The sequence below is a fragment of the Aliirhizobium smilacinae genome, from assembly GCF_006335145.1.
GTDB lineage: Bacteria > Pseudomonadota > Alphaproteobacteria > Rhizobiales > Rhizobiaceae > Neorhizobium > Neorhizobium smilacinae.
Map to the genome: position 1 here is coordinate 1324570 of NZ_VDMN01000001.1, position 20461 is coordinate 1345030.

Here is a 20461-nt window from a genome sequence, read left to right on the forward strand (position 1 = left end):
ATTACTCCCAATCTGCTCGAACATGCCCGAGACGAAGCGCCGGACAGGATACAAGGTGTCAGTGATAGCAAAGTGGACCGAAATGACAAAGTGCTGGGGCCGTAAGAGCGGCGCTGCAATTTGCCTCGCCACGCTGACGCTGTCGCTTGCGGGATGTACAAGCAGTATGGATTTGTTCGGCGGATCGAGCAAAGTCGATCGGTCGCTTGCAACGGGAACCGTCGCCGGCGCGCCGCAGTCCGATACGAGCCTTTCCGACGAAGCAACCGTGCGCAACGCGGTCACCTCGGCGGATCTGGCCAAGATGGGCGCCAGCCCCCTTCCCTGGGCCAATGCCGCGACCGGCAGTGCCGGCGTCGTTTCCGTCATCCACGAAGACAATGCCCAGGGCCGCGTCTGCCGCGCCTTCAAGACCACGCGTCATTCCTACGAGGGCATCGCCGTGTTTGCCGGCCAGACCTGCATGACGGGAAGCGGCGACTGGATGGTAACCGCCTTCGACAAGCAAGGCTGAGCCAAATCGCCACTTTGAGCGGAATTGTCTCGAAATCCTCCACATCGTTAACTCTTCCTTCACCATGCCTTCGTTGTGAAGCCGCGCTGTAACCACTGATTCAGGACTGCGCCTCTACTCTCCAATCTTGAGAAAATCGGAGCAGCGAGCAGTGCATGATGGCCCTGTGTTGCCCGTGATGTGTCGAGTATCGGTAGGTCCGCGATTATGCCGGATCTGCTATCAAAAGCGTAACCGGTGGTCTCACAATGCGTGATCCCTATTCCATCCTCGGCGTCAGACGAAACGCCGATGCAGACGAAATCAAGGCGGCCTGGCGGACAAAAGCCAAGACGATCCATCCTGACCAGAATCGCGACGATCCGAGCGCGACGGACCGGTTTGCGGAGGTCGGGCAAGCCTATGAAGTGCTCAAGGATCCCGAGCGGCGGCGGCGTTACGACCGTGCAGCCGACATGCACCAGACAATCATGCAGCAGCGTGATGCGGCCGAACGCGCCAAGGCTGCGCGTGCGAATGCGGAAAAGGTGATGGAGGAACTGGCACGGACCCAGGCTGCCCGCGCCCAGTCCGAGGCCGCAAAGGCGGATGCGAAGTCCGAGACCGCGAAGGCGAAAGCCCAGGCAGCGTCTGCCGGACAGACAAAAACACAGGATGGCAAGAAACCGGGTGAAAGCCCCGAGGAAACCATCGAGCGGATTTTCGGCGGTGGGCCTGAGGCCCGCGAGCGTGCCAGGGAATATCCCGAAACGCCGCCAGAGCCCAAGGCCGCGGAGACCGAGGTGAAGGAAACGCCCGCGCCGGAAGTTCGGCCACCCCTGCCGCTCATGGCGGTCGATCTGATCGCCAATCTCGTCAAGCGGATCCGTGGCACTGCGCCCGTGCCTGAAAAGGCGCCGGACCTTCTGGTCGAGGCAAAGGTGACGGTGGCCGAATTCCTGGCGCTGAGGCCCGTGATGATCAAGCTCTCCGACGACAGGGAGATTCGCGTACCGATCGAGAAAGGCGTGACCGACGGACAGCTGATTCGTCTTTCGGGCCAGGGCCTCAAGCTCCCCAACATGAAACAGGGCGATCTCGTCGTAACGCTGAAGGCGGCCCGCGACGACACCTATATCGTCAAAGATTTCGACCTTCACGTCGTGCTGCCCATCTCGCTGCAGGATGCCGTGCTTGGCGGCGAGGCCCGGGTGGAGACGCCATCTGGCCCGCGCTCGATCGAAATCCCCAGCTGGTCCGGATCTGACCGGACGGTCAGAATCGAGGGTCTCGGCCTTCACGGTGCTAACGGACGCGGCGATCTCGTGGTCGAACTCAGGATCGTGCTTCTGGAAAAACCGGATGCCAAGGTCACCGACCTGATGCGGCTGATGCGCGACGGGCTCTATCTGTGAAACGGGCCGGCATGGCGGGCGTATGACGTCATCCCCAGCCAAGCACCCATTGTTACGCCCTCTTAACAGTAGATGATACGACGCCAGCTTGAACCATGGTGCCGCCTATGCCATAGGCAGCACTCAATTTTTTCGTGTCAGGGATTACACAATGGTTCAGGCATCCGGCCTTATGGCAGGCAAGCGCGGGCTCATCATGGGCGTTGCGAACAACCGCTCGATTGCATGGGGCATTGCCAAGGCCATCGTCGACAATGGCGGCGAAGTTGCATTCACCTACCAGGGCGACGCCCTGAAGAAGCGGGTCGAACCGCTGGCTGCCGAACTGGGCGCCTTCCTGGCCGGACACTGTGATGTCAGCGACGAAGCGACGATCGACGAGGTGTTCGCCAATATCGAAAAGCACTGGGGCAAGATCGACTTCATCGTTCACGCCATCGGCTTTTCCGACAAGGACGAGCTGACCGGCCGTTACGTCGATACCTCGGCCGAGAATTTCGCCAAGACGATGCAGATCTCGGTCTATTCGTTCACCTCCGTTGCACGTCGCGCTGAAAAGCTGATGACCGATGGCGGCTCGATGCTGACGCTGACCTATTACGGCGCTGAAAAGGTCATGCCGAACTACAACGTCATGGGCGTTGCCAAGGCTGCACTCGAAGCGAGCGTCAAATATCTCGCCGTCGACCTCGGCCCGAAGAACATCCGCGTCAACGCGATCTCGGCTGGTCCGATCAAGACGCTTGCGGCATCCGGTATCGGCGATTTCCGTTATATCCTGAAATGGAACGAGTATAATGCACCGCTGCGTCGTACCGTGACCATCGAGGAAGTGGGCGATGTCGGTCTCTACATGCTTTCCGACCTGTCCCGTTCGGTCACCGGCGAAGTGCATCATGCCGACAGCGGTTACCACACGATCGGCATGAAGGCGGTCGATGCTCCCGACATCTCGGTCATCAAAGACTAATAAAGGATACTTGCCGTGCTCATCTATGTGATCCGCCACGGCCAGACGGACTGGAATGCCGAAGGCCGTCTCCAGGGGCAGAAGGACATTCCGATCAATGCGATCGGGCGTGGACAGGCGACCCGCAACGGAGAGACACTCCGCGACCTCGTCGGTTCTGCCGACGGGTTCGATTTCGTCGCCAGCCCCCTCTCCCGCACGCGGGAGACCATGGAGCGCGTACGGACTGCCATGGGGCTCGACCCCATGGGCTACCGCACCGACGAGCGTCTCAGGGAGCTCTCCTTCGGCGACTGGGAAGGCTTTACCACCGCCGAAATAAAAAAGAGCGTGCCGGAGCGGCTACGCGAACGGTCAAAAAACAAGTGGAGCTTCATTCCGCCGGGTCCGGATGCCGAGAGCTACGAAATCCTCTCGTGGCGTATCGGGGCATGGCTTGCCTCGCTGAAGGGACCGACGATTTCCGTCAGCCATGGCGGGGTGCTGCGGTCGCTTTTTCGCATCATCGGCAATGTCGATGAGAATGAAGCCGCCAACATGCCGATCCATCAGGACCGCATCGTCAGGATCGAAATGCACGATAGCGAAGCCAAAGATGGCGCTGCCGCAAAAAGCACGATCGCCTGGATCTGACACCGACCTGATCGGCCTTCGAGACGGTTGAAGGCGCCGGCACTGCCTATCGGCTTATTGAACGATTTCGAGATCGTCGACGATGCGGCTGCCATCCACCGTCGTGTAGAAGACCAGAACCTTCACGCCCGCCTTCAGTCCTTCGAAGTTGAATTCCTCCGGAACCTTGTAGGTCTTGCCGTCATCGAGGGTGAAGCTCAGCGCGTTGACATCCACCGTCTTGATGGTCGCTTCGATATCGACGCTCTGCGCCCAGCTGTTGAGCGGAGAGAAGATGCTGGCGGTGGCGAGCAGGGTGGCGATGAGCATGCGCATCTTGGAGGCCTTTGATGAGGTCCGTGTGTTTCGTTTCGATGCAAGGATAGCCTTGAGATTGTGGCAAAAGTTGCCCTCGATCATGGCATTTCATGCGCGAAACGAGGCATTATTATTAACAAAATATCACCAAATACTTTTTTCCACTTTCCACAGCCGTCTGAAAACACGAAAATCAAGTATTACTTAAGCATAATTCAGAACCCGCATGCCCTTCATCGCGAAATGATAAATTAACTCCCGAACAATACACTATTTCCTGCGTCTCAGGGGTTAACGGAAGGCATTTTGCAGGTGAAGTTCAGGCAGCCGCAACAACTAATCTGGCAGAACATCATTGCCTCGAATCCAATCTCCCTGCTTGTGGCGCTGACGATTTCGCTCTGCATCTTCGCGGTCGCGATAGGTCTTGACCGACGCAACACCGAATCGGGGCACGCCGCCCTGCGCGCGGATGTGGAAAACACTGCGTCGGCCATGACGCGCAATCTGACAGGGCGCATCGAGAGCGATATCAAGGACGCAAAGGCGCTGGCCCAACGCCTCATTCGCGAACAGAATGCGACTTCCGAGCATCTTCGCCATGTGATCGAGGCGACGTTCGAGAATCACCCGCATTTTTCCGCAGTAGCACTGGCGCCAAATCTTGCAATATCGCAGATCCACACGCCCGAAGGCATTTCGAGCATTGGCGGACCGCTGCCCTTCAATATAGAGCGGCTCGGCGACGATCTGACGGGAGCCAACGACAAAACATCGCCGATCATCGTGACCGGTTCGCAGGAAAATCACCTGACACTGATCGTCCCGATCACGCTAGACGAGAAAACGCTTCACCAGCCATGGGGCGCCATCGCAATCATCATCGACAAGGCGGAGCTTCTGAGGGAAGCGGGCATGTTGGTAGATGGCAATGCGGCCCGACCTAGTCCGGTCGATCTTACCAACGTGAATTTCTCGCTGCGGGACAAAGCCAAACCTGACTATCTGGCGTTTCTTGGTGACGATACCGTGGACAGCCAGTCGCCGTTGACCAGGGCGCTGGACGTTGCTGGCTCACGCTGGGACCTTGCCGTTGCGCCCAAAAGCGGTTGGACGGCGGCCCCACCCAACCAGAGCCATTTCCGACTTTTTCTTGCTTTCGGGGCGGTGGTGGTCATCGTGCCGATCTTCGTGGCGACCGGACTGCTTTCGGAACGAAACCGCAATATCGCCGAACTGAAGACACGCGAAACCAGCCTGTTAGACCTTTCGCAGCGTTTCAACCTTGCAATGGAAGCCTCCAATATCGGCATCTGGGAAGTGAGCGGCGACGGATTGCAGCTTTTCCTCGATCGGCGGGCCAGGATGCTTCACGGCGTGAACTCTCCCCAGGATGTTCAGCGCCTGAAGGGCCTGCTGCAACTGGTCGTGGCCGAAGATCGGGTCAAGGCGGAAGCCCATTTCATGAAATGGGCGCGACTCTACGAATCTTGCAGCGAAACCTATCGCATCACCCTGCCGGGCGGCCAGATCCGCCACCTGAGATCGGCCGGCGCGCGTTACGAAAACATCGACGGCAGCCAGCGCATGACCGGAATCGTCTGGGACGTGACGGCCGACATGCTGATGGCGCAAACGCTGCGCGACTCAAAGGCGAATACCGAAGTGAAGAATGCAGAGCTCGAACTTGCGCTGGACGAGTTGTCGAGCCGCGAACGAGAGCTCGAGGAATTGTCCGGCAAGCTGGATCTGGCGCTTGCTTCCTACGGCTGCGGCATATGGGAATATACGCCCGGGCTCGGCACGGAGACCTGGGATGCGCGCATGTGCCAGCTCTACGGCGTCCCGTTCACCAACGGCGTCGTGGCCCAGGAGCGGTGGCTTAACCTGCTTTTGCCGGAGGACCGGCCGATCGCGATCAATGCATCGAGAGCGTATCTGAGCGGACAGACGAAAGAAGCGCTGGTAGTTCGCGTGCCACAGACGGACGGCACGATCCGTTACGTGCGCTCCGTCGGCCAGTTGCATGTCGGCAAGGATGGCTCGAAAAAGCTCATCGGGCTGGCCTTCGACGTGACAAAGGACACGGCGCTGACCGTCGAACTGCAAAAGGCCAAGACCGAGGCCGACGCAAAGAACAACGAGCTTGAAATGGCCAAGAGTCGGATCGAGCACAATGCGCTTCACGATCCGCTGACGCATCTCGCCAACCGACGCAAGCTCGACATCGAACTGGATGCACTGTCACGCTCTGCGGGAAGGCGGAAATTCGCCCTGCTGCACCTCGATCTCGACCGCTTCAAGCAGATCAACGACACGCTGGGACATGCCGCGGGCGACGCCATGCTTGTGCATGCCTCGAAAATCCTGACACGAAACATCACCGAAAAGGACCTCGTGGCGCGGATCGGTGGGGACGAATTCGTTATTCTCGTGCATGACCAGGCCAGCTCCAAGGATCTTGCGCAGCTTGCGGCGCGGATCATTTCCGAGTTCCGCCAGCCGCTCGATTTCGACGGGTTCTCCTGCCGCTGCGGCGTGTCGATCGGCATTGCCGAGGCCAATGGCAGCCATGTCGATGCGCGCCGCATTCTCGTTAACGCCGATTTGGCGCTCTACCGGGCCAAGGGCATGGGGCGCAACCGCTTCGAATTCTTCACGCAGAACCTGCATGCGGAAATCATCGACCACAAGCGGACGGCAGACGAGCTGCTGGCCGCCATCGAAAACCACGAGTTTACCGCCTGGTACCAGCCACAGCTCAACGCGACCAACAATCAGCTGACGGGTGTCGAGGCGCTGATCCGCTGGCGGCACCCCCGCCGCGGGTTACTGGCTCCGGACCAGTTCCTGAAGATCGCCGACGACCTGAACGTGACGGCAACGCTCGACCAGATCGTGCTGGAAACGGTGCTGAAGGACAAGATGCGCTGGGCCGCCATGGGTGTTGCCGTTCCCAGGGTTTCGGTCAACGTGTCATCGAGACGGCTGCATGACGAACATCTGATCGACATGCTGCGCGGCCTGCAGATCAGTCCCGGCGAGATCGCCTTCGAACTGGTGGAATCGATCTTCCTAGATGACGGCGACAGTGCCGTGATCGCCAATCTGGACAGGATCAAGGAACTCGGCATCGATGTGGAAATCGACGATTTCGGCACCGGACACACCTCGATCGTCAGCCTGCTGAGGCTGAAGCCGAAGCGGCTGAAGATCGACAAGCAACTGGTGCTGCCGATCCTTCATTCGCCGCAGGAGCTGGCGCTTGTGAGGTCGATCATCGACATCGCCCGATCGCTCGGCCTCGAAACGGTGGCGGAAGGCGTCGAGACCTTCGAGCATGCAAACCTGCTGGAAAAACTAGGCTGCGACCTCTTACAGGGTTATGCCTTCGCCCGCCCCCTGCCCTTCGACGACTTCACGGCGAGGGCACAGGAAGGATGGCGGAGGTCGGTGGCCTGAGCGACCATGCTACCGTCAATTGACCGGAGTGTTCACCTGACCGGTACCGGTCGGGCGCAAGAAAGGCTTGTCCGCGCCCGGGCTTTTGCCTAAGAAAGCCTCGATAAAAACGGCGATATCCGCGCCCCGCAGCCAGGCAGCTTCCATGTCCCACAATACGTTCGGCCATCTTTTCCGCGTTACGACCTGGGGCGAGAGCCATGGCCCGTCACTCGGTTGCGTCGTCGACGGCTGCCCTCCCGGACTTCGTTTCACCCATGCAGACATCCAGGCCTGGATGGACAAGCGCAAGCCCGGCCAGTCCCGTTTCGTCACCCAGCGGCGTGAAGACGATATCGTCAAGGTTCTCTCCGGCGTGATGATCGACGAGGACGGCGAGACGATGATCTCGACCGGCACGCCGATCTCGATGCTGATCGAAAACACCGACCAGCGCTCAAAGGATTACGGCGAGATTGCCCAGCGTTATCGCCCCGGCCATGCCGACTATACCTATGATGTCAAATACGGGATCCGCGACTATCGCGGTGGCGGACGTTCATCGGCCCGTGAGACGGCGGCCCGCGTGGCGGCCGGCAGCATCGCCCGGCTTGTCGTGCCCGGCGTGAAGGTTCGCGGCGCGCTGGTACAGATCGGCAAGCACAAGATCAATCGCCAAAACTGGGACGGGGACCAGATCGACCAGAATCCGTTCTTCTGCCCCGATCCGCAGATGGTCCCCGTCTGGGAAGACTATCTCGACGGCATCCGGAAATCCGGCTCCTCGATCGGCGCCGTCGTCGAGGTGATTGCCGAAGGTGTTCCGGCGGGTCTTGGCGCGCCGATTTACGGCAAGCTAGACCAGGACATCGCCTCGTTGCTGATGTCGATCAATGCGGTCAAGGGCGTCGAGATCGGCGAAGGCTTTGCGTCCGCGGAACTGACCGGCGAAGAAAATGCCGACGAGATGCGGATGGGCAATGACGGCAAGCCGCTCTTCCTGTCCAACCATGCCGGCGGTATCCTCGGCGGCATTTCGACCGGCGAAGCGATCATCGCCCGTTTCGCGATCAAACCGACCTCCTCGATCCTGACCGAACGCCAGTCGATCGATGCGACCGGTAACAATGTCGATGTCCGCACCAAGGGTCGTCATGACCCCTGCGTCGGCATTCGCGCCGTGCCGATCGGCGAGGCCATGGTCGCCTGCGCCATTGCAGATCATTATCTTCGCGACCGCGCCCAGACCGGTCGCCTGAAATAGGATTATCATCATGGCCTACGATCAGAAGCATGTCGTCGATGCCCTCCGCGCTTTCGAAGCCGGCGAGATCGTCGTGGTCACCGATGACGACGACCGGGAAAACGAGGGGGACCTGATCGTCGCCGCCGTGCATTGCACGCCGGACAAGATGGCCTTCATCGTGCGCCACACATCCGGCATCGTCTGTGCCCCGATGCCACGTGAAGAAGCCAAGCGGCTGAACCTCAACGCCATGGTTGCCGAAAACGACAGTGCCCACACGACGGCCTTCACCGTCACCGTCGATTTCAAGCATGGCACGACGACCGGTATTTCCGCCGACGACCGGACGCTGACGGTGCGCAACCTTGCCAATCCCAATGCCGGCCCTTCCGACTTCGTCCGTCCCGGCCATATCTTCCCGCTGATTTCCCGCGAGGGCGGCGTGTTGATGCGTTCCGGCCATACGGAAGCGGCCGTCGATCTCTGCCGGCTTGCCAATCTGCCGCCGATCGGCGTGATCTCCGAACTCGTCAACGATGACGGCACAGTGATGCGCGGCCAGCAGGTGGCGGAATTTGCCGTCAAGCACGCGCTGAAGCAGGTTTCCGTTGCGGATCTGATCGCCTACCGGCAGCGCAAGGAAACGCTGATCGAATTGAAGTCATCCTTTGACGTGACGACCCCGAACGGAAAAGCCAAGGCGCATGCCTATTCGCTGCCCTGGGATCCGATGCAGCATGTCGCCGTCATCTTCGGCGACATCCGTGACGGCGTCGATATTCCGGTCCGCCTGCATCTCGAAAACGTGGCGCAGGACGTGTTTGGCGCGGAACGTTCGGTCGAACGCTACATGCGGATGATCGAAAAGGAAGGCCGCGGCGTCATCATCTATCTGCGCGAAGGGTCCGTCGGCGTCGGCCAGACGGACACCGGCCGCAAGGTGCGACAGGGCCAGGAAGCCCATGCCGAAGCCCAGGCACGCGAAAGCGAATGGCTGGAGATCGGGCTTGGCGCCCAGATTCTAAAAGATCTCGGCGTTTCCTCGATCAAGCTTCTGACCCGCAGCGAACGACACTATGTCGGCCTCGAAGGTTTCGGCATCCGGATTGCCGAGACGGTGATCTGCTGACCGTTAAAATCACGGCCCCCTAGAATCATATGATTGTAACGCTTTTCGTTTCGTCGGATCGTCGCTCGTTGTCGAGCGGCAATTTTTCGTGTACGAATAATGGTCAGATTTGTTTGGGATGAGATAAAGCGACAGAAAAACATCGCGCTGCACGGCTTGGATTTTGCCGTTGCGGCTGCAGAGTTCGATTTCAAGGAAGCCTTGATCGAGCCTGGCTATCCTGGGAGAGATGGTCGTCACCGATTTATGGCCATAGGACCTTTAGGTGACGATCTGACAACTATTGTTTTCTCAAGGCTTGGAAACGAAGCTATTTCAATCATCAGCTTCCGGCGCGCGAGCCGGAGTGAAAGGAGACGTTATGCAGAAACCTGAACCACGTTTCCGAGAGCTTACCGATGAAGAAGAGGCACGGATTCAGAAGGCCGCAAAGGAAGACCCGGATAATCCGCCGCTGACCGACGAAAAATTGGCACGTATGCGGCCGGCACGCGAAGTCATGCCGATGGAATTCTTCGAAGCAATCGACGAGATGCGCAAGGCCCGTGGCCGGCCAAAGATCGAGGCGCCCAAGGTCGCGGTGACGCTGAGGCTCGATCCCGACGTGCTCGACAAGTTCAAGTCATCGGGCAAAGATTGGCGCGGCCGTATGGCCGAAGAGCTGCGCAAGGCAGCAGGGCTCTGAGCAAACTCAACGCGCGTTGGCTAGGATCGCCTCGATCAGGCGGTGTGCCTTCAAGGCATCGTCTCCCGTGACCCGAAGCGTCTCGACACCCCTGATCGCAGCGAGAAAATTGCCGATCAGTGCACGGTGCATTTCATGGCCAAAGGCCATCGGGTCGGCGCCGGTGCCGATCGATCTTTCTCCGCCGAAACTCGCCACCGTTCCATCCATGAACGAGGCTTCCAGCGTATCGCCGGACAGCACCGCCGTGCCCTTCGTGCCGATCAGTTCGATGCGTTCCGGCAGGCCGGGATAGGCGCAGGTCGTGGCATTGAGCGTGCCGATCGCGCCACTTTCAAAGGAGAGTGTTGCCGTCACCAGATCTTCGGTTTCCATCGCATGGATGGGGGTGGTCCGGACGAAGGAAAAGACGTCTTTCGGCTCTCCCGCATAGCTGAGCAGCAGATCGATCGTGTGGATGGCCTGTGTCAGCAGAACCCCGCCGCCATCTCGCGCACGCGTGCCCCTGCCCTCGACATCGTAATAGCTCTGCGGCCGCCAGTTGCGGATTGCGGCGGACGCCTCGACCAATTCGCCGAGCCGGCCGGTGCGGACGATAAGGTCGAGCGCAAGCGCCGCCGGCCGAAACCGGTTCTGCAACACCATGCCCAACATCACGCCCGCTTGCGCTGCCGTGTCGACGATTGCCTCAGAGCGTTCGATGCTGATGTCGAGCGGTTTTTCCAGAAGGATATGTTTGCCGGATTGAGCCGCACGCTGCACCAGTTCCAGATGGCTTGCCGGCGGCGTCAGGATTAGAACGGCGTCGATCGCCCGGCTGTCGAAGATCGCATCCAGGTCTTCGACGACGGGGATGGAATATTGTGCTGCAAAAGCGTCGCGACGCGCCGCCGTCGGGCTATAGGCCGCCAGGCATTCGACCTCTTCTGAAAGGTCGAGCAACGCTCGGGCGTGGTGTCCCGCCGCCATGCCGAGACCAATAATCGCCACCCGTAACTTGCTCATGCCATGCCTCTCCCGAAATGCTGCAGGTAGAGACTTAACCGGTTCATGTCCTTTTTGCGAAGCCGAAAACATCATTCGCTACGCAGGATCGGACGTGGCGAATGGACGCCTGCGATGAAGGTGTATCGAAACGCCACTCCTCACATCGGCCGTTGATTGCTGTTGCGCTTCAATATCTTCGGCATCAGGGGCGGCGATGCATCCACCGCGATAGGCCTGATCGCAACAATTTTATCGGAACCGCCTCGGCTGCCCGGCAGTTAGACCACGAACTTCGTGGCTTCGATCGATGGCCCCAACCCTAAAAGGCAGGCAGAACCGATGAACACGCGACCGCAATTTGCATCCCGCACATCCCTTACCGACCTGCCGCCGCAGATCTATTATGTGCATCCGCTTGCGCTGAAAGGCGCCGATGCTTGGCGTGAGGTTTTCGCCCATGCGCGAGACCTCGGTTTCGATACCGTGCTTTCCGGCCCTCTGTTCGAGCGTGGAGACAAGGCGAGCATTTTCACGACGCGGAATTTCGGCCAGCTTGATCCGGCGCTTGGACTTGGGGACGATCCGAACGAAGCCATCGCCTCGCTCGTCACCGCTGCGCGGGACCATGACTTGAAATTCATGCTCGACCTCGTGATCGACCAGGTTGCAGCCGATCGGGAACATGCGCCGCCTGTCGCAGCCGACCCGCGGCTGAAGCCGCAAGAGAGCGGTGCGCGAAAGATCGATTTTCTGGCGGAGTCGCGACATATCGAAAACTGGCGCGACCGGCTGGTTTCGCTGGCAAATCTCGGGGTTGCCGGTTTTCGCTGCCTCGGCATCGGCCATATCGCGCCCGAAGCGTGGCACGATCTCATCGCGTTCACCCGCCGGTCGAAGCCAGATGCGGCTTTCATTGCCTGGACACCCGGCAGCTCCTTTGCCGATCGAAAGGCACTGGCCGGCACCGGCATGGACGGCAGTTTCTCATCGCTCGCATGGTGGGACATGGAGGAGCGCTGGATCATGGACGAGTACCAGATCCAGCGGGATCTCGGTTACCAGATCGCCTTCCCCGAAGCGCCGTTTGCCAAACGCATCGCGCATGGAACCGATGGATGCGAAGTGCTGAAACGCAAAGCGGTTCGCGCGCTGAAACTCGCTTCCACTTTTACCAGCGGTCTTATGATCCCGATGGGCTTCGAATACGGTGCCTCCATTCCGCTCGATCCGCTTTATGGCGATGGCTCGGGCCTGCGCGGGCTGAAGGAACAGGGCTCCTACGATCTGTCGGCCGAAATTCGCGAGATTACCGGGGCGACCAACAAGACCGCCGCAGGTTTTGCGCGGCGGCCGCTGAAACTGGTCTCCGCCAGTCAGGGTCCCGTCGTCGGCCTCTTCCAGACCGACGAAGAGGATAGCCGTGCGTCGGAAAAGATGCGCGTCATACTGCTCAACCGCGACCTGAGAAAAACGGCGGCAGCGCCTTTCAACCTTTTGCGCGAGGCCGCCTCTCCCTTCCTGCCGCTGATTGCGCCCGAGGATGAGACGGAGGTTTTCGACGCGAAACTGAAGCTGAAACCCGGTGAAATCCGCATCTTCGAAGGGTATGTTTCGGAGCCTATCGTCGATGCCGTGTCGGTACCGAGCGCCGGTGAAGCTGCCGCCACGCCGCGGCTGGCAATCGAGAAGATCACCCCGGCAGTCGATGATGGGCGTTTCGTGGTGAAGCGCGTTGTCGGCGAAGTGCTGAAGGTGGAGGCCGACATTTTCGGCGACGGTCACGATCCGCTTTCCGCTGCCCTGCTGTTTCGCGCCGCTGATGACGAAGAATGGCAGGAAGTGCCGATGGCGCTGGTGCTCAACGACCGCTGGCAGGCGGAATTTCCGCTGAAGCGGATGGGCCGGCATGAATTTGCAATCGAAGGCTGGAAGAACCCGTTCCAGATCTTTCGTTACGAACTGACCAAGAAAAATGAAGCCGGGCTCGATCTTAGGCTTGAGATCCAGGAAGGCATAAATCTGGTGCTCGATGCGCTGGACCATACCGATGGGCACCTGAAGCCGCATCTTCAAAAACTGTTCGACACGTTGACGGCAGAGCAGGACAAGCAGCGGACACAGATCCTGTTGCTGGCGGAAACTGCCGACCTGATGGCGAAGGCGGATCGCCGCCCGCACCGTGTCCGCTCCCAGGTCATCCCGGTCGATGCCGAGCGCATCGGCGCGGGGTTTGCCAGCTGGTACCAGATCTTTCCGCGCTCGCAGAGCGGCGATCCCGATCGTCACGGCACGTTCGACGATGTGATCGGCCGCTTGCCAGCGATCCGCGAGATGGGTTTCGACGTGCTCTACTTCCCGCCGATCCACCCGATCGGCAGCACCAATCGCAAGGGCCGAAACAACACGCTGACGCCGGCTCCGAACGATCCGGGCAGCCCTTATGCGATCGGCTCGGCGGATGGCGGGCATGGCGACATTCATCCCGAACTCGGCACGTTCGAGGATTTTCGCAGGCTCGTCGATGCGGCAGAGGACCATGGGCTGGAGATCGCGCTCGACCTCGCCATCCAGGCGTCTCCGGACCACCCGTGGCTGACATCGCATCCCGGCTGGTTCGACTGGCGGCCGGACGGCACGATCCGGTATGCGGAAAACCCGCCGAAGAAATACGAGGATATCGTCAATGTCGATTTCTACGCCAAGGAGGCGGTGCCGTCGCTGTGGATCGAGCTGCGCGACGTGGTGCAGAAATGGGTCGATAATGGCGTCAAACTGTTTCGGGTCGACAATCCGCACACCAAGCCGTTTCCCTTCTGGGAATGGATGATTGCCGATATCCGCTCGCGCCATCCCGATGTGGTATTCCTGTCCGAAGCCTTCACCAAGCCGAAGGTGATGTACCGGCTGGCCAAGGTCGGGTTCTCGCAGTCCTACACCTATTTCACCTGGCGTAATGCCAAGTGGGAACTCGAAGAATACATGCGCGAGATCACCACACAGGAGCCGAAAGAGTTCTTCCGGCCGCATTTCTTCGTCAACACCCACGATATCAACCCGGACTTTCTGCAGAACGCGCCGCGCCCGGCCTATCTGATCCGGGCGGCACTTGCCGCGACGCTGTCCGGCCTATGGGGCGTCTATAACGGGTTCGAGCTTTGCGAAGGCCGGCCGGATGCCAAGCGCAAGGAATATGCGGATTCGGAGAAATACGAGATCCGCGCCTGGGACCATGACCGGCCGGGCAATATCAAGGGCGAGATTGCGCTTCTCAACCGCATCCGCCGTGAAAATCCGGCATTGCACTCGCATCTGGGGTTGCAGCTTCTGCCTGCCTGGAACGACAACATCATGTTTTTCGAAAAGGCGAGCGCCGGCCGGGAGAATGTGCTGCTGATCGCGGTCAACCTCGATCCATACAATGCGCATGAAGCGGATGTCGAAATACCGCTCTGGTCATGGAACCTTCCGGACCACGGAGCACTTCAACTTGAAGATCTGATCGCCGGAAATCGATTTAGCTGGACAGGCAAGATCCAGCGTCTGCGGCTCGACCCGCAGGCAGGACTGCCGTTCGCCATATGGCGCGTCAGATAAGGGAGGAATGCGCCGTGGATTTCATGACGAACAGCCAAACAGACGCGATGGGCCAGAACCTCGGCCAGGGCGGCGATCCGCTATGGTACAAGGATGCGATCATCTACCAGCTGCATGTGAAGTCGTTTCACGATGCGAACGGAGATGGGATCGGCGACTTCAAGGGCCTGCACGAAAAGCTCGACCATATCGCTTCGCTCGGCGCCAATGCGATCTGGCTGCTGCCCTTCTTCCCTTCCCCGCGCCGCGATGACGGTTACGATATTGCCGATTACAGCAATGTGAGCGCGGATTACGGTACGATGGAGGAGTTCCGTGCCTTCGTCGATGCGGCCCACGAGCGCGGCATAAGGGTGATCATCGAACTCGTCATCAACCACACGTCAGACCAGCATCCGTGGTTTCAGCGGGCGCGCAACGCGCCGGCCGGTTCGCCCGAGCGGGATTTTTACGTCTGGTCGGACTCCGACCAGAAATTTCCCGAAACACGGATTATTTTTATTGATACGGAGAAGTCGAACTGGACATGGGACCCGGTCGCCGGCGCCTATTACTGGCACCGCTTCTATTCCCATCAGCCGGATCTCAACTTCGACAATCCGCAGGTGCTCGACGAGCTTCTAGAAGTGATGCGCTTCTGGGCCGATACGGGCATCGACGGTTTCCGGCTCGACGCCATCCCTTATCTGATCGAGCGTGAGGGGACCAATAACGAAAACCTGCCCGAGACCCACGATATCCTGAAGAAGATCCGTGCAGCGCTGGATGAAAGCCATCCCGGCAAGATGCTGCTTGCCGAGGCCAACCAGTGGCCGGAAGACACGAGCGAATATTTCGGCAATGGCGACGAATGCAACATGGCGTTCCACTTTCCGCTGATGCCGCGCATGTATATGGCGATCGCCAAGGAAGACCGTTTTCCGATCACCGACATCATGCGCCAGACACCGGAAATCCCGGAAAACTGCCAATGGGCGATCTTCCTTCGAAACCATGACGAGCTGACGCTGGAAATGGTGACCGACGAAGAGCGCGACTATCTGTGGAACACCTATGCTGCAGACCGCCGCGCCCGGATCAATCTCGGCATCCGCCGCCGTCTGGCCCCACTGATGGAGCGCGACCGGCGGCGCATCGAGCTGATGAATGCGCTGCTTTTATCCATGCCGGGCACGCCCGTTCTGTATTATGGCGACGAGATCGGCATGGGCGACAATATCTATCTCGGCGACCGCGACGGAGTCCGCACTCCGATGCAGTGGTCGCCTGACCGCAATGGCGGTTTCTCCAAGGCCGATCCGGCGCGGCTGGTGCTGCCGCCAGTGATGGACCCGCTTTACGGCTACGAGGCGGTGAATGTGGAAGCGCAGGGTGCGGATGCGCATTCGCTGCTCAACTGGACGCGGCGGATGCTTTCGCTGCGCAACCGGCATCCGGCCTTCGGTCGCGGTTCGCTGCGGTTCCTGACGCCGGGCAACCGCAAGATCATGGCTTACCTGCGCGAATATGACGGCGAGACGATCCTCTGCGTCGCAAATCTCTCGCGCCTGCCGCAGGCGGTGGAGCTGGATCTGGCGCAGTTCGAGGGCTCTGTGCCGATCGAGCTGACCGGCATGTCGCCTTTCCCGCCGATCGGCCAGTTGACCTATCTGCTGACACTTCCGCCCTACGGTTTCTTCTGGTTCCAGCTCGCGTCCGATTCCGATGGCCCGAGCTGGCGCAAGGCGCCGCCGGAACAGGTGCAGGACATGGTGACCATGGTGGTGCGCCGCGATCTGCAGGAGCTGATCGACCAGCCGAAATTGGCAGCCACCATGTCCAACGACGTGCTGCCGGGCTATCTCACCATGCGGCGGTGGTTCGGCTCCAAGGGGCAGATGCTCAACAGCGCATCGCTGGTTTCCGCCACCCCGCTGCCTTTCGCCAACAATATTCTGCTCGGCGAACTGGAAGCCGATATCGGCGGGCGCACTGACAGCTATCTCCTGCCGCTCGCCGTCTCTTGGGACGACAGTTTTCCGACCGCACTTGCCCAGCAGCTCGCTCTGGCACGGTTGCGGCAGGGACGGCGTGTCGGGTTCCTCACTGACGGTTTTGCCCATGAGAGTTTTGCGCGGGCCATCCTGCGCGGACTTTCGGAGCGGGCATCGATTACCGGCCGCACAGGAGCACTCGATTTCATCGGCACCGACCAGCTCGACACACTCACCATTACCGACGACCTGCCTGTGCACTGGCTTTCCGCCGAACAGTCGAACAGTTCGCTGATCGTCGGCGATCTGGCGATGGTGAAGCTGATCCGGCACATTTTCCCTGGCACCCACCCGGAAGTGGAGATGACCCGGCACCTGACAAAGGTTGGCTACCGGAACACAGCGCAGTTGCTGGGCGAAGTGACGCGCACAGGACCTGACGGCACAAGCCATACGCTGATCATCGTGCAGAAGGCGATCCGAAACCAAGGCGACGCCTGGAACTGGATGCTCGGCAACCTGCGCCGGTCGATCGACGATATCGTCGTTACCGGCTCGGACGGAGATGCGGCCGACGATCATTTCAAGCCGCTGGTCGCCTTCAGCGCCCGCATTGGTCAACGTCTCGGCGAACTGCATGTGACGCTGGCCGAAGAGAGCGACGACGAGGCTTTCAAGCCGGAATGGGCCAAGGAGAAGGACATTGCCGCATGGCGCGAGTCCGTCACCACCCAGATCGGTCAGAGCCTGACGGTTCTGGAAAATGCAGTCGGCGGGCTGGAAGGCGAGCTTGCCACGACAGCCAGATCGCTGGTCGAGCGGCGCGACGAACTGATCGATCTTGCGGCCCGGCTGACCGAACATACCAAGGGCACGCTGATGACCCGCCATCACGGTGATTTCCATCTCGGCCAGATTCTGGTGGCGGAAAGCGATGCCTATATCATCGACTTCGAGGGCGAGCCGACGCGGGCATTGGCCGAGCGCCGGGCAAAGACCAACCCGTTGCGCGATGTCGCCGGGCTGCTCAGGTCGCTGAGCTATCTGGCGGCCGCTGCCGACATGGACCGCGAGGTGGTGAGCGAGGTTGACGATATCCGCCACCGCGAGCTGATCACCCGCTTCATTGAGCTGGCCGAACCCGCGTTCTTGCAAGCCTATTTCACCGCCGTCGAAAAATCTGATGCGCTGATGCATTCGAATACGGCGCGCGAAAAGGTGCTCGACCTCTTCCTGCTGGAAAAGGCCGCCTATGAAGTGGCCTACGAGGTTCGCAGCCGTCCGCACTGGCTTCCTCTACCGCTCGCCGGATTTTCGGCGATCGCATCCCGACTTCTGGAGAGTGACCGATGAGATACGAGCGCGCAGACCTGATGACCGGCATGGTGCAGGAGGGTTTGCAGGCCCTTGTCGACGGGCGCCACGGCGATCCGTTCTCGATTCTCGGTCGGCACCAGTATGGTGATCTCACCGTCGTACGCGTTCTGTTGCCGGGCGCGCTTTCTGTGGCCGTGATCGAAAGCGAGACGGGAAAGGTGATGGCGGAGTTGGAGCCGATCCATGAAGCCGGCATCTTTGCCGGTCTGGTCGGCAGCCCCGTCCCTTATAAACTTCGCATCGAATGGCCGGATGCAATACAGGAAACCGAAGACCCCTATTCCTATCCGCCGCTGCTGGGCGAACTCGATCTGCATCTGATCAGCCAAGGCACGCATTACGAGCTGGGCCGCACGCTCGGGGCGATCCCGATGGAGATCGATGGCGTGGACGGCGTACGTTTTTCGGTCTGGGCGCCGAATGCTCAACGGGTCTCCGTCGTCGGCGATTTCAATGCCTGGGACGGACGGCGCAACCCGATGCGGCTTCGCGCGCAGGCCGGGATCTGGGAACTGTTCATTCCCCGCCTGACGCATGGCGAGCGCTACAAGTTCGAGCTGCTTGACGCCCACGGCAATCTTCTGCCGCAGCGCGCCGACCCGGTGGCACGGTCTTCGGAAGCTTCGCCTTCGACGGCATCGATCATCGCCTCGTCAAAACCGTTCCGCTGGAACGATGCGGACTGGCTGGCATCGCAGGCGAAGGACCGGACGCGTGAAGGCGCGATGTCCGTTTATGAAGTGCATCTCGGCTCGTGGGTCAGGATTGCCGAGGAAGGCAACCGCTCGCTCGACTGGGTGGAACTCAGCCAGCGGCTGGTGCCTTATGTGAAGAAGCTCGGTTTTACCCATATCGAGATGCTGCCGATCATGGAGCATCCGTTCGGCGGGTCCTGGGGTTACCAGCCGCTTGGCCTGTTTGCCCCGACCGGGCGGCACGGCACGCCGGAAGACTTTGCCTATTTCATCGACCGCTGCCATGAGGAAGGTATCGGCGTCATCCTCGACTGGGTGCCTGCGCATTTTCCGACCGATGTCTGGGGTCTGGCGCGCTTCGATGGCACGGCGCTTTACGAACATGCCGATCCGCGCGAGGGGTTCCACAAGGACTGGAACACGCTGATCTACAATCTCGGCCGCAACGAGGTGAAGGGGTTCCTGATCGCATCCGCGCTCGAATGGCTCGAACATTTCCATGTCGATGCGCTGCGCGTCGATGCCGTGGCCTCGATGCTCTACCGCGATTACAGCCGCAACGAGGGGGAATGGATCCCCAACCAGTATGGCGGTCGCGAGAACCTCGAATCCGTCGAGTTCTTCAAACATCTCAACAGCATCATCCATGACCGATGCCCGCATGCCTTTACCGTGGCGGAGGAATCGACCGCTTGGCCGGGCGTGACCAACAGCGTCGAAAATGGCGGGCTCGGTTTCGATTTCAAATGGAACATGGGCTGGATGCACGACACGCTGCATTACGTCTCGGACGATCCGGTCTACCGGAAATACGAACATGGCAGCATGACCTTCGGGATGATCTATGCCTATTCGGAACGTTTCATGCTGCCGATCAGCCATGACGAGGTGGTGCATGGCAAGGGCTCGCTGCTCGGCAAGATGCCGGGCGATGCGTGGCAGAAGCTCGCCAACCTGCGGGCCTATTACGGCTTCATGTGGGGCCATCCCGGCAAGAAACTGCTGTTCATGGGCTGCGAGATCGGCCAGGAAACAGAATGGAACCATGACGGGTCTGTTGTCTGGGACCTACTCGACCGACCGGAGCATGCTGGCATCCAGTTCCTGATCCGCGACCTCAACCAGATTTATGCCAAGGAACCGGCCTTGCAGTTCAGCGACCTCCACGCTGAAGGTTTTCAATGGGCAGTGGCGGATGACGCGGAAAACTCGGTTTACGGAATGCTGCGGACATCCGAGGATCGGTCGTCGCACATGCTGGTCATGTCCAACATGACGCCGGTGCCGCGATACGGCTACCGTGTCGGCGTGCCGGATGAAGGGCGCTGGGAAGTGGTGCTCAACACCGACGCGTCGATCTATGGCGGCACGAATTTCGGCCAGATGGACGCCTGGGCGCATCGTTCGCCGGAACACGGCAAGCCGTTCTCGGTGGCGCTGGACCTTCCGGCGCTGTCGACGGTGTTTCTGAGGTGGCGGGGATAACTTACCGCCGGGTTTGCCCGGATTGAAGAGTTGCGAAGATA

At 60.1% G+C, this 20461-nt stretch carries 14 protein-coding genes; 12 read left to right on the forward strand and 2 right to left on the reverse strand.

The features are described from left to right. Positions 1-55 precede the first annotated feature (55 nt). The 4 genes from FHP24_RS06545 (at position 56) to FHP24_RS06560 (ending at position 3511) form a co-directional block, all read left to right on the forward strand. The gene (locus tag FHP24_RS06545) at positions 56-514 is read left to right on the forward strand and encodes an RT0821/Lpp0805 family surface protein (RefSeq protein ID WP_394344598.1); all 459 of its coding nucleotides are present in this window, start codon (positions 56-58) and stop codon (positions 512-514) included. A 248-nt stretch (positions 515-762) separates the two neighbouring features. Continuing rightward, positions 763-1908: a J domain-containing protein gene (locus tag FHP24_RS06550; RefSeq protein ID WP_139674537.1), complete on the forward strand. Its 1146-nt coding sequence runs from the start codon at positions 763-765 to the stop codon at positions 1906-1908. Positions 1909-2059: 151 nt separating this feature from the next. After that, positions 2060-2878 carry an enoyl-ACP reductase FabI gene (gene fabI, locus FHP24_RS06555; RefSeq protein WP_139674540.1) on the forward strand — a complete coding sequence of 273 codons (819 nt, stop codon included), beginning with the start codon at positions 2060-2062 and terminating at the stop codon, positions 2876-2878. A 15-nt stretch (positions 2879-2893) separates the two neighbouring features. Continuing rightward, a complete protein-coding gene (locus tag FHP24_RS06560; RefSeq protein WP_139674543.1) occupies positions 2894-3511 on the forward strand; it encodes a histidine phosphatase family protein in 618 nt (205 codons plus the stop codon). 54 nt (positions 3512-3565) lie between these two features. On the opposite strand, the gene FHP24_RS06565 is transcribed toward FHP24_RS06560, so the two are convergent. Next, positions 3566-3826 carry a DUF1344 domain-containing protein gene (locus FHP24_RS06565; RefSeq protein ID WP_139674546.1) on the reverse strand — a complete coding sequence of 87 codons (261 nt, stop codon included), beginning with the start codon at positions 3824-3826 and terminating at the stop codon, positions 3566-3568. A gap of 294 nt (positions 3827-4120) precedes the next feature. Between FHP24_RS06565 and FHP24_RS06570 the strand changes: the two genes are divergently transcribed. The 5 genes from FHP24_RS06570 (at position 4121) to FHP24_RS06590 (ending at position 10309) form a co-directional block, all read left to right on the forward strand. Further along, entirely contained in the window at positions 4121-7270 is a 3150-nt protein-coding gene (locus FHP24_RS06570) for a bifunctional diguanylate cyclase/phosphodiesterase (protein ID WP_246091676.1), read from the forward strand. 145 nt (positions 7271-7415) lie between these two features. Next, positions 7416-8513 carry a chorismate synthase gene (gene aroC / locus FHP24_RS06575; protein ID WP_139674549.1) on the forward strand — a complete coding sequence of 366 codons (1098 nt, stop codon included), beginning with the start codon at positions 7416-7418 and terminating at the stop codon, positions 8511-8513. Between the two features lie 10 nt (positions 8514-8523). Continuing rightward, positions 8524-9624: a 3,4-dihydroxy-2-butanone-4-phosphate synthase gene (ribB, locus tag FHP24_RS06580; protein ID WP_139674552.1), complete on the forward strand. Its 1101-nt coding sequence runs from the start codon at positions 8524-8526 to the stop codon at positions 9622-9624. 99 nt (positions 9625-9723) lie between these two features. Then, positions 9724-9999: a BrnT family toxin gene (locus FHP24_RS06585; RefSeq protein WP_139674555.1), complete on the forward strand. Its 276-nt coding sequence runs from the start codon at positions 9724-9726 to the stop codon at positions 9997-9999. Further along, a complete protein-coding gene (locus FHP24_RS06590; RefSeq protein WP_139674558.1) occupies positions 9986-10309 on the forward strand; it encodes a BrnA antitoxin family protein in 324 nt (107 codons plus the stop codon). The genes FHP24_RS06585 and FHP24_RS06590 overlap by 14 nt, the downstream gene beginning before the upstream one ends. Before the next feature lie 6 nt (positions 10310-10315). Here FHP24_RS06590 and FHP24_RS06595 read toward each other — a convergent pair whose 3' ends face one another. Then, positions 10316-11314 (reverse strand): Gfo/Idh/MocA family protein, encoded by a 999-nt coding sequence (locus tag FHP24_RS06595; RefSeq protein ID WP_139674563.1) that lies wholly within the window; start codon positions 11312-11314, stop codon positions 10316-10318. Positions 11315-11635: 321 nt separating this feature from the next. Here FHP24_RS06595 and FHP24_RS06600 point away from each other — a divergent pair, with 321 nt between their 5' ends. Genes FHP24_RS06600 through glgB form a run of 3 tightly spaced genes read left to right on the forward strand, consistent with a single transcriptional unit; the run spans position 11636 to position 20420 of the window. Further along, positions 11636-14890, forward strand: coding sequence for a maltotransferase domain-containing protein (locus tag FHP24_RS06600; protein WP_139674566.1), 3255 nt, complete (start codon positions 11636-11638; stop codon positions 14888-14890). A gap of 23 nt (positions 14891-14913) precedes the next feature. Next, positions 14914-18216 (forward strand): maltose alpha-D-glucosyltransferase, encoded by a 3303-nt coding sequence (gene treS, locus FHP24_RS06605; protein WP_394344599.1) that lies wholly within the window; start codon positions 14914-14916, stop codon positions 18214-18216. Continuing rightward, the gene (glgB, locus tag FHP24_RS06610; RefSeq protein ID WP_139674571.1) at positions 18213-20420 is read left to right on the forward strand and encodes a 1,4-alpha-glucan branching protein GlgB; all 2208 of its coding nucleotides are present in this window, start codon (positions 18213-18215) and stop codon (positions 20418-20420) included. The genes treS and glgB overlap by 4 nt, the downstream gene beginning before the upstream one ends. The last annotated feature ends 41 nt before the right edge of the window (positions 20421-20461 follow it).

What these genes read in the sequence shown, in the direction of transcription:
- FHP24_RS06600 (WP_139674566.1), top strand. Translation starts at nt 11,636, where the DNA reads ATGAACACGCGACCGCAATTTGCATCCCGCACATCCCTTACCGACCTG.
- glgB (WP_139674571.1), top strand. Translation starts at nt 18,213, where the DNA reads ATGAGATACGAGCGCGCAGACCTGATGACCGGCATGGTGCAGGAGGGT.
- FHP24_RS06585 (WP_139674555.1), top strand. Translation starts at nt 9,724, where the DNA reads ATGGTCAGATTTGTTTGGGATGAGATAAAGCGACAGAAAAACATCGCG.
- FHP24_RS06550 (WP_139674537.1), top strand. Translation starts at nt 763, where the DNA reads ATGCGTGATCCCTATTCCATCCTCGGCGTCAGACGAAACGCCGATGCA.
- FHP24_RS06590 (WP_139674558.1), top strand. Translation starts at nt 9,986, where the DNA reads ATGCAGAAACCTGAACCACGTTTCCGAGAGCTTACCGATGAAGAAGAG.
- FHP24_RS06565 (WP_139674546.1), bottom strand. Translation starts at nt 3,826, where the DNA reads ATGCGCATGCTCATCGCCACCCTGCTCGCCACCGCCAGCATCTTCTCT.
- fabI (WP_139674540.1), top strand. Translation starts at nt 2,060, where the DNA reads ATGGTTCAGGCATCCGGCCTTATGGCAGGCAAGCGCGGGCTCATCATG.
- ribB (WP_139674552.1), top strand. Translation starts at nt 8,524, where the DNA reads ATGGCCTACGATCAGAAGCATGTCGTCGATGCCCTCCGCGCTTTCGAA.
- FHP24_RS06595 (WP_139674563.1), bottom strand. Translation starts at nt 11,314, where the DNA reads ATGAGCAAGTTACGGGTGGCGATTATTGGTCTCGGCATGGCGGCGGGA.
- treS (WP_394344599.1), top strand. Translation starts at nt 14,914, where the DNA reads ATGACGAACAGCCAAACAGACGCGATGGGCCAGAACCTCGGCCAGGGC.
- aroC (WP_139674549.1), top strand. Translation starts at nt 7,416, where the DNA reads ATGTCCCACAATACGTTCGGCCATCTTTTCCGCGTTACGACCTGGGGC.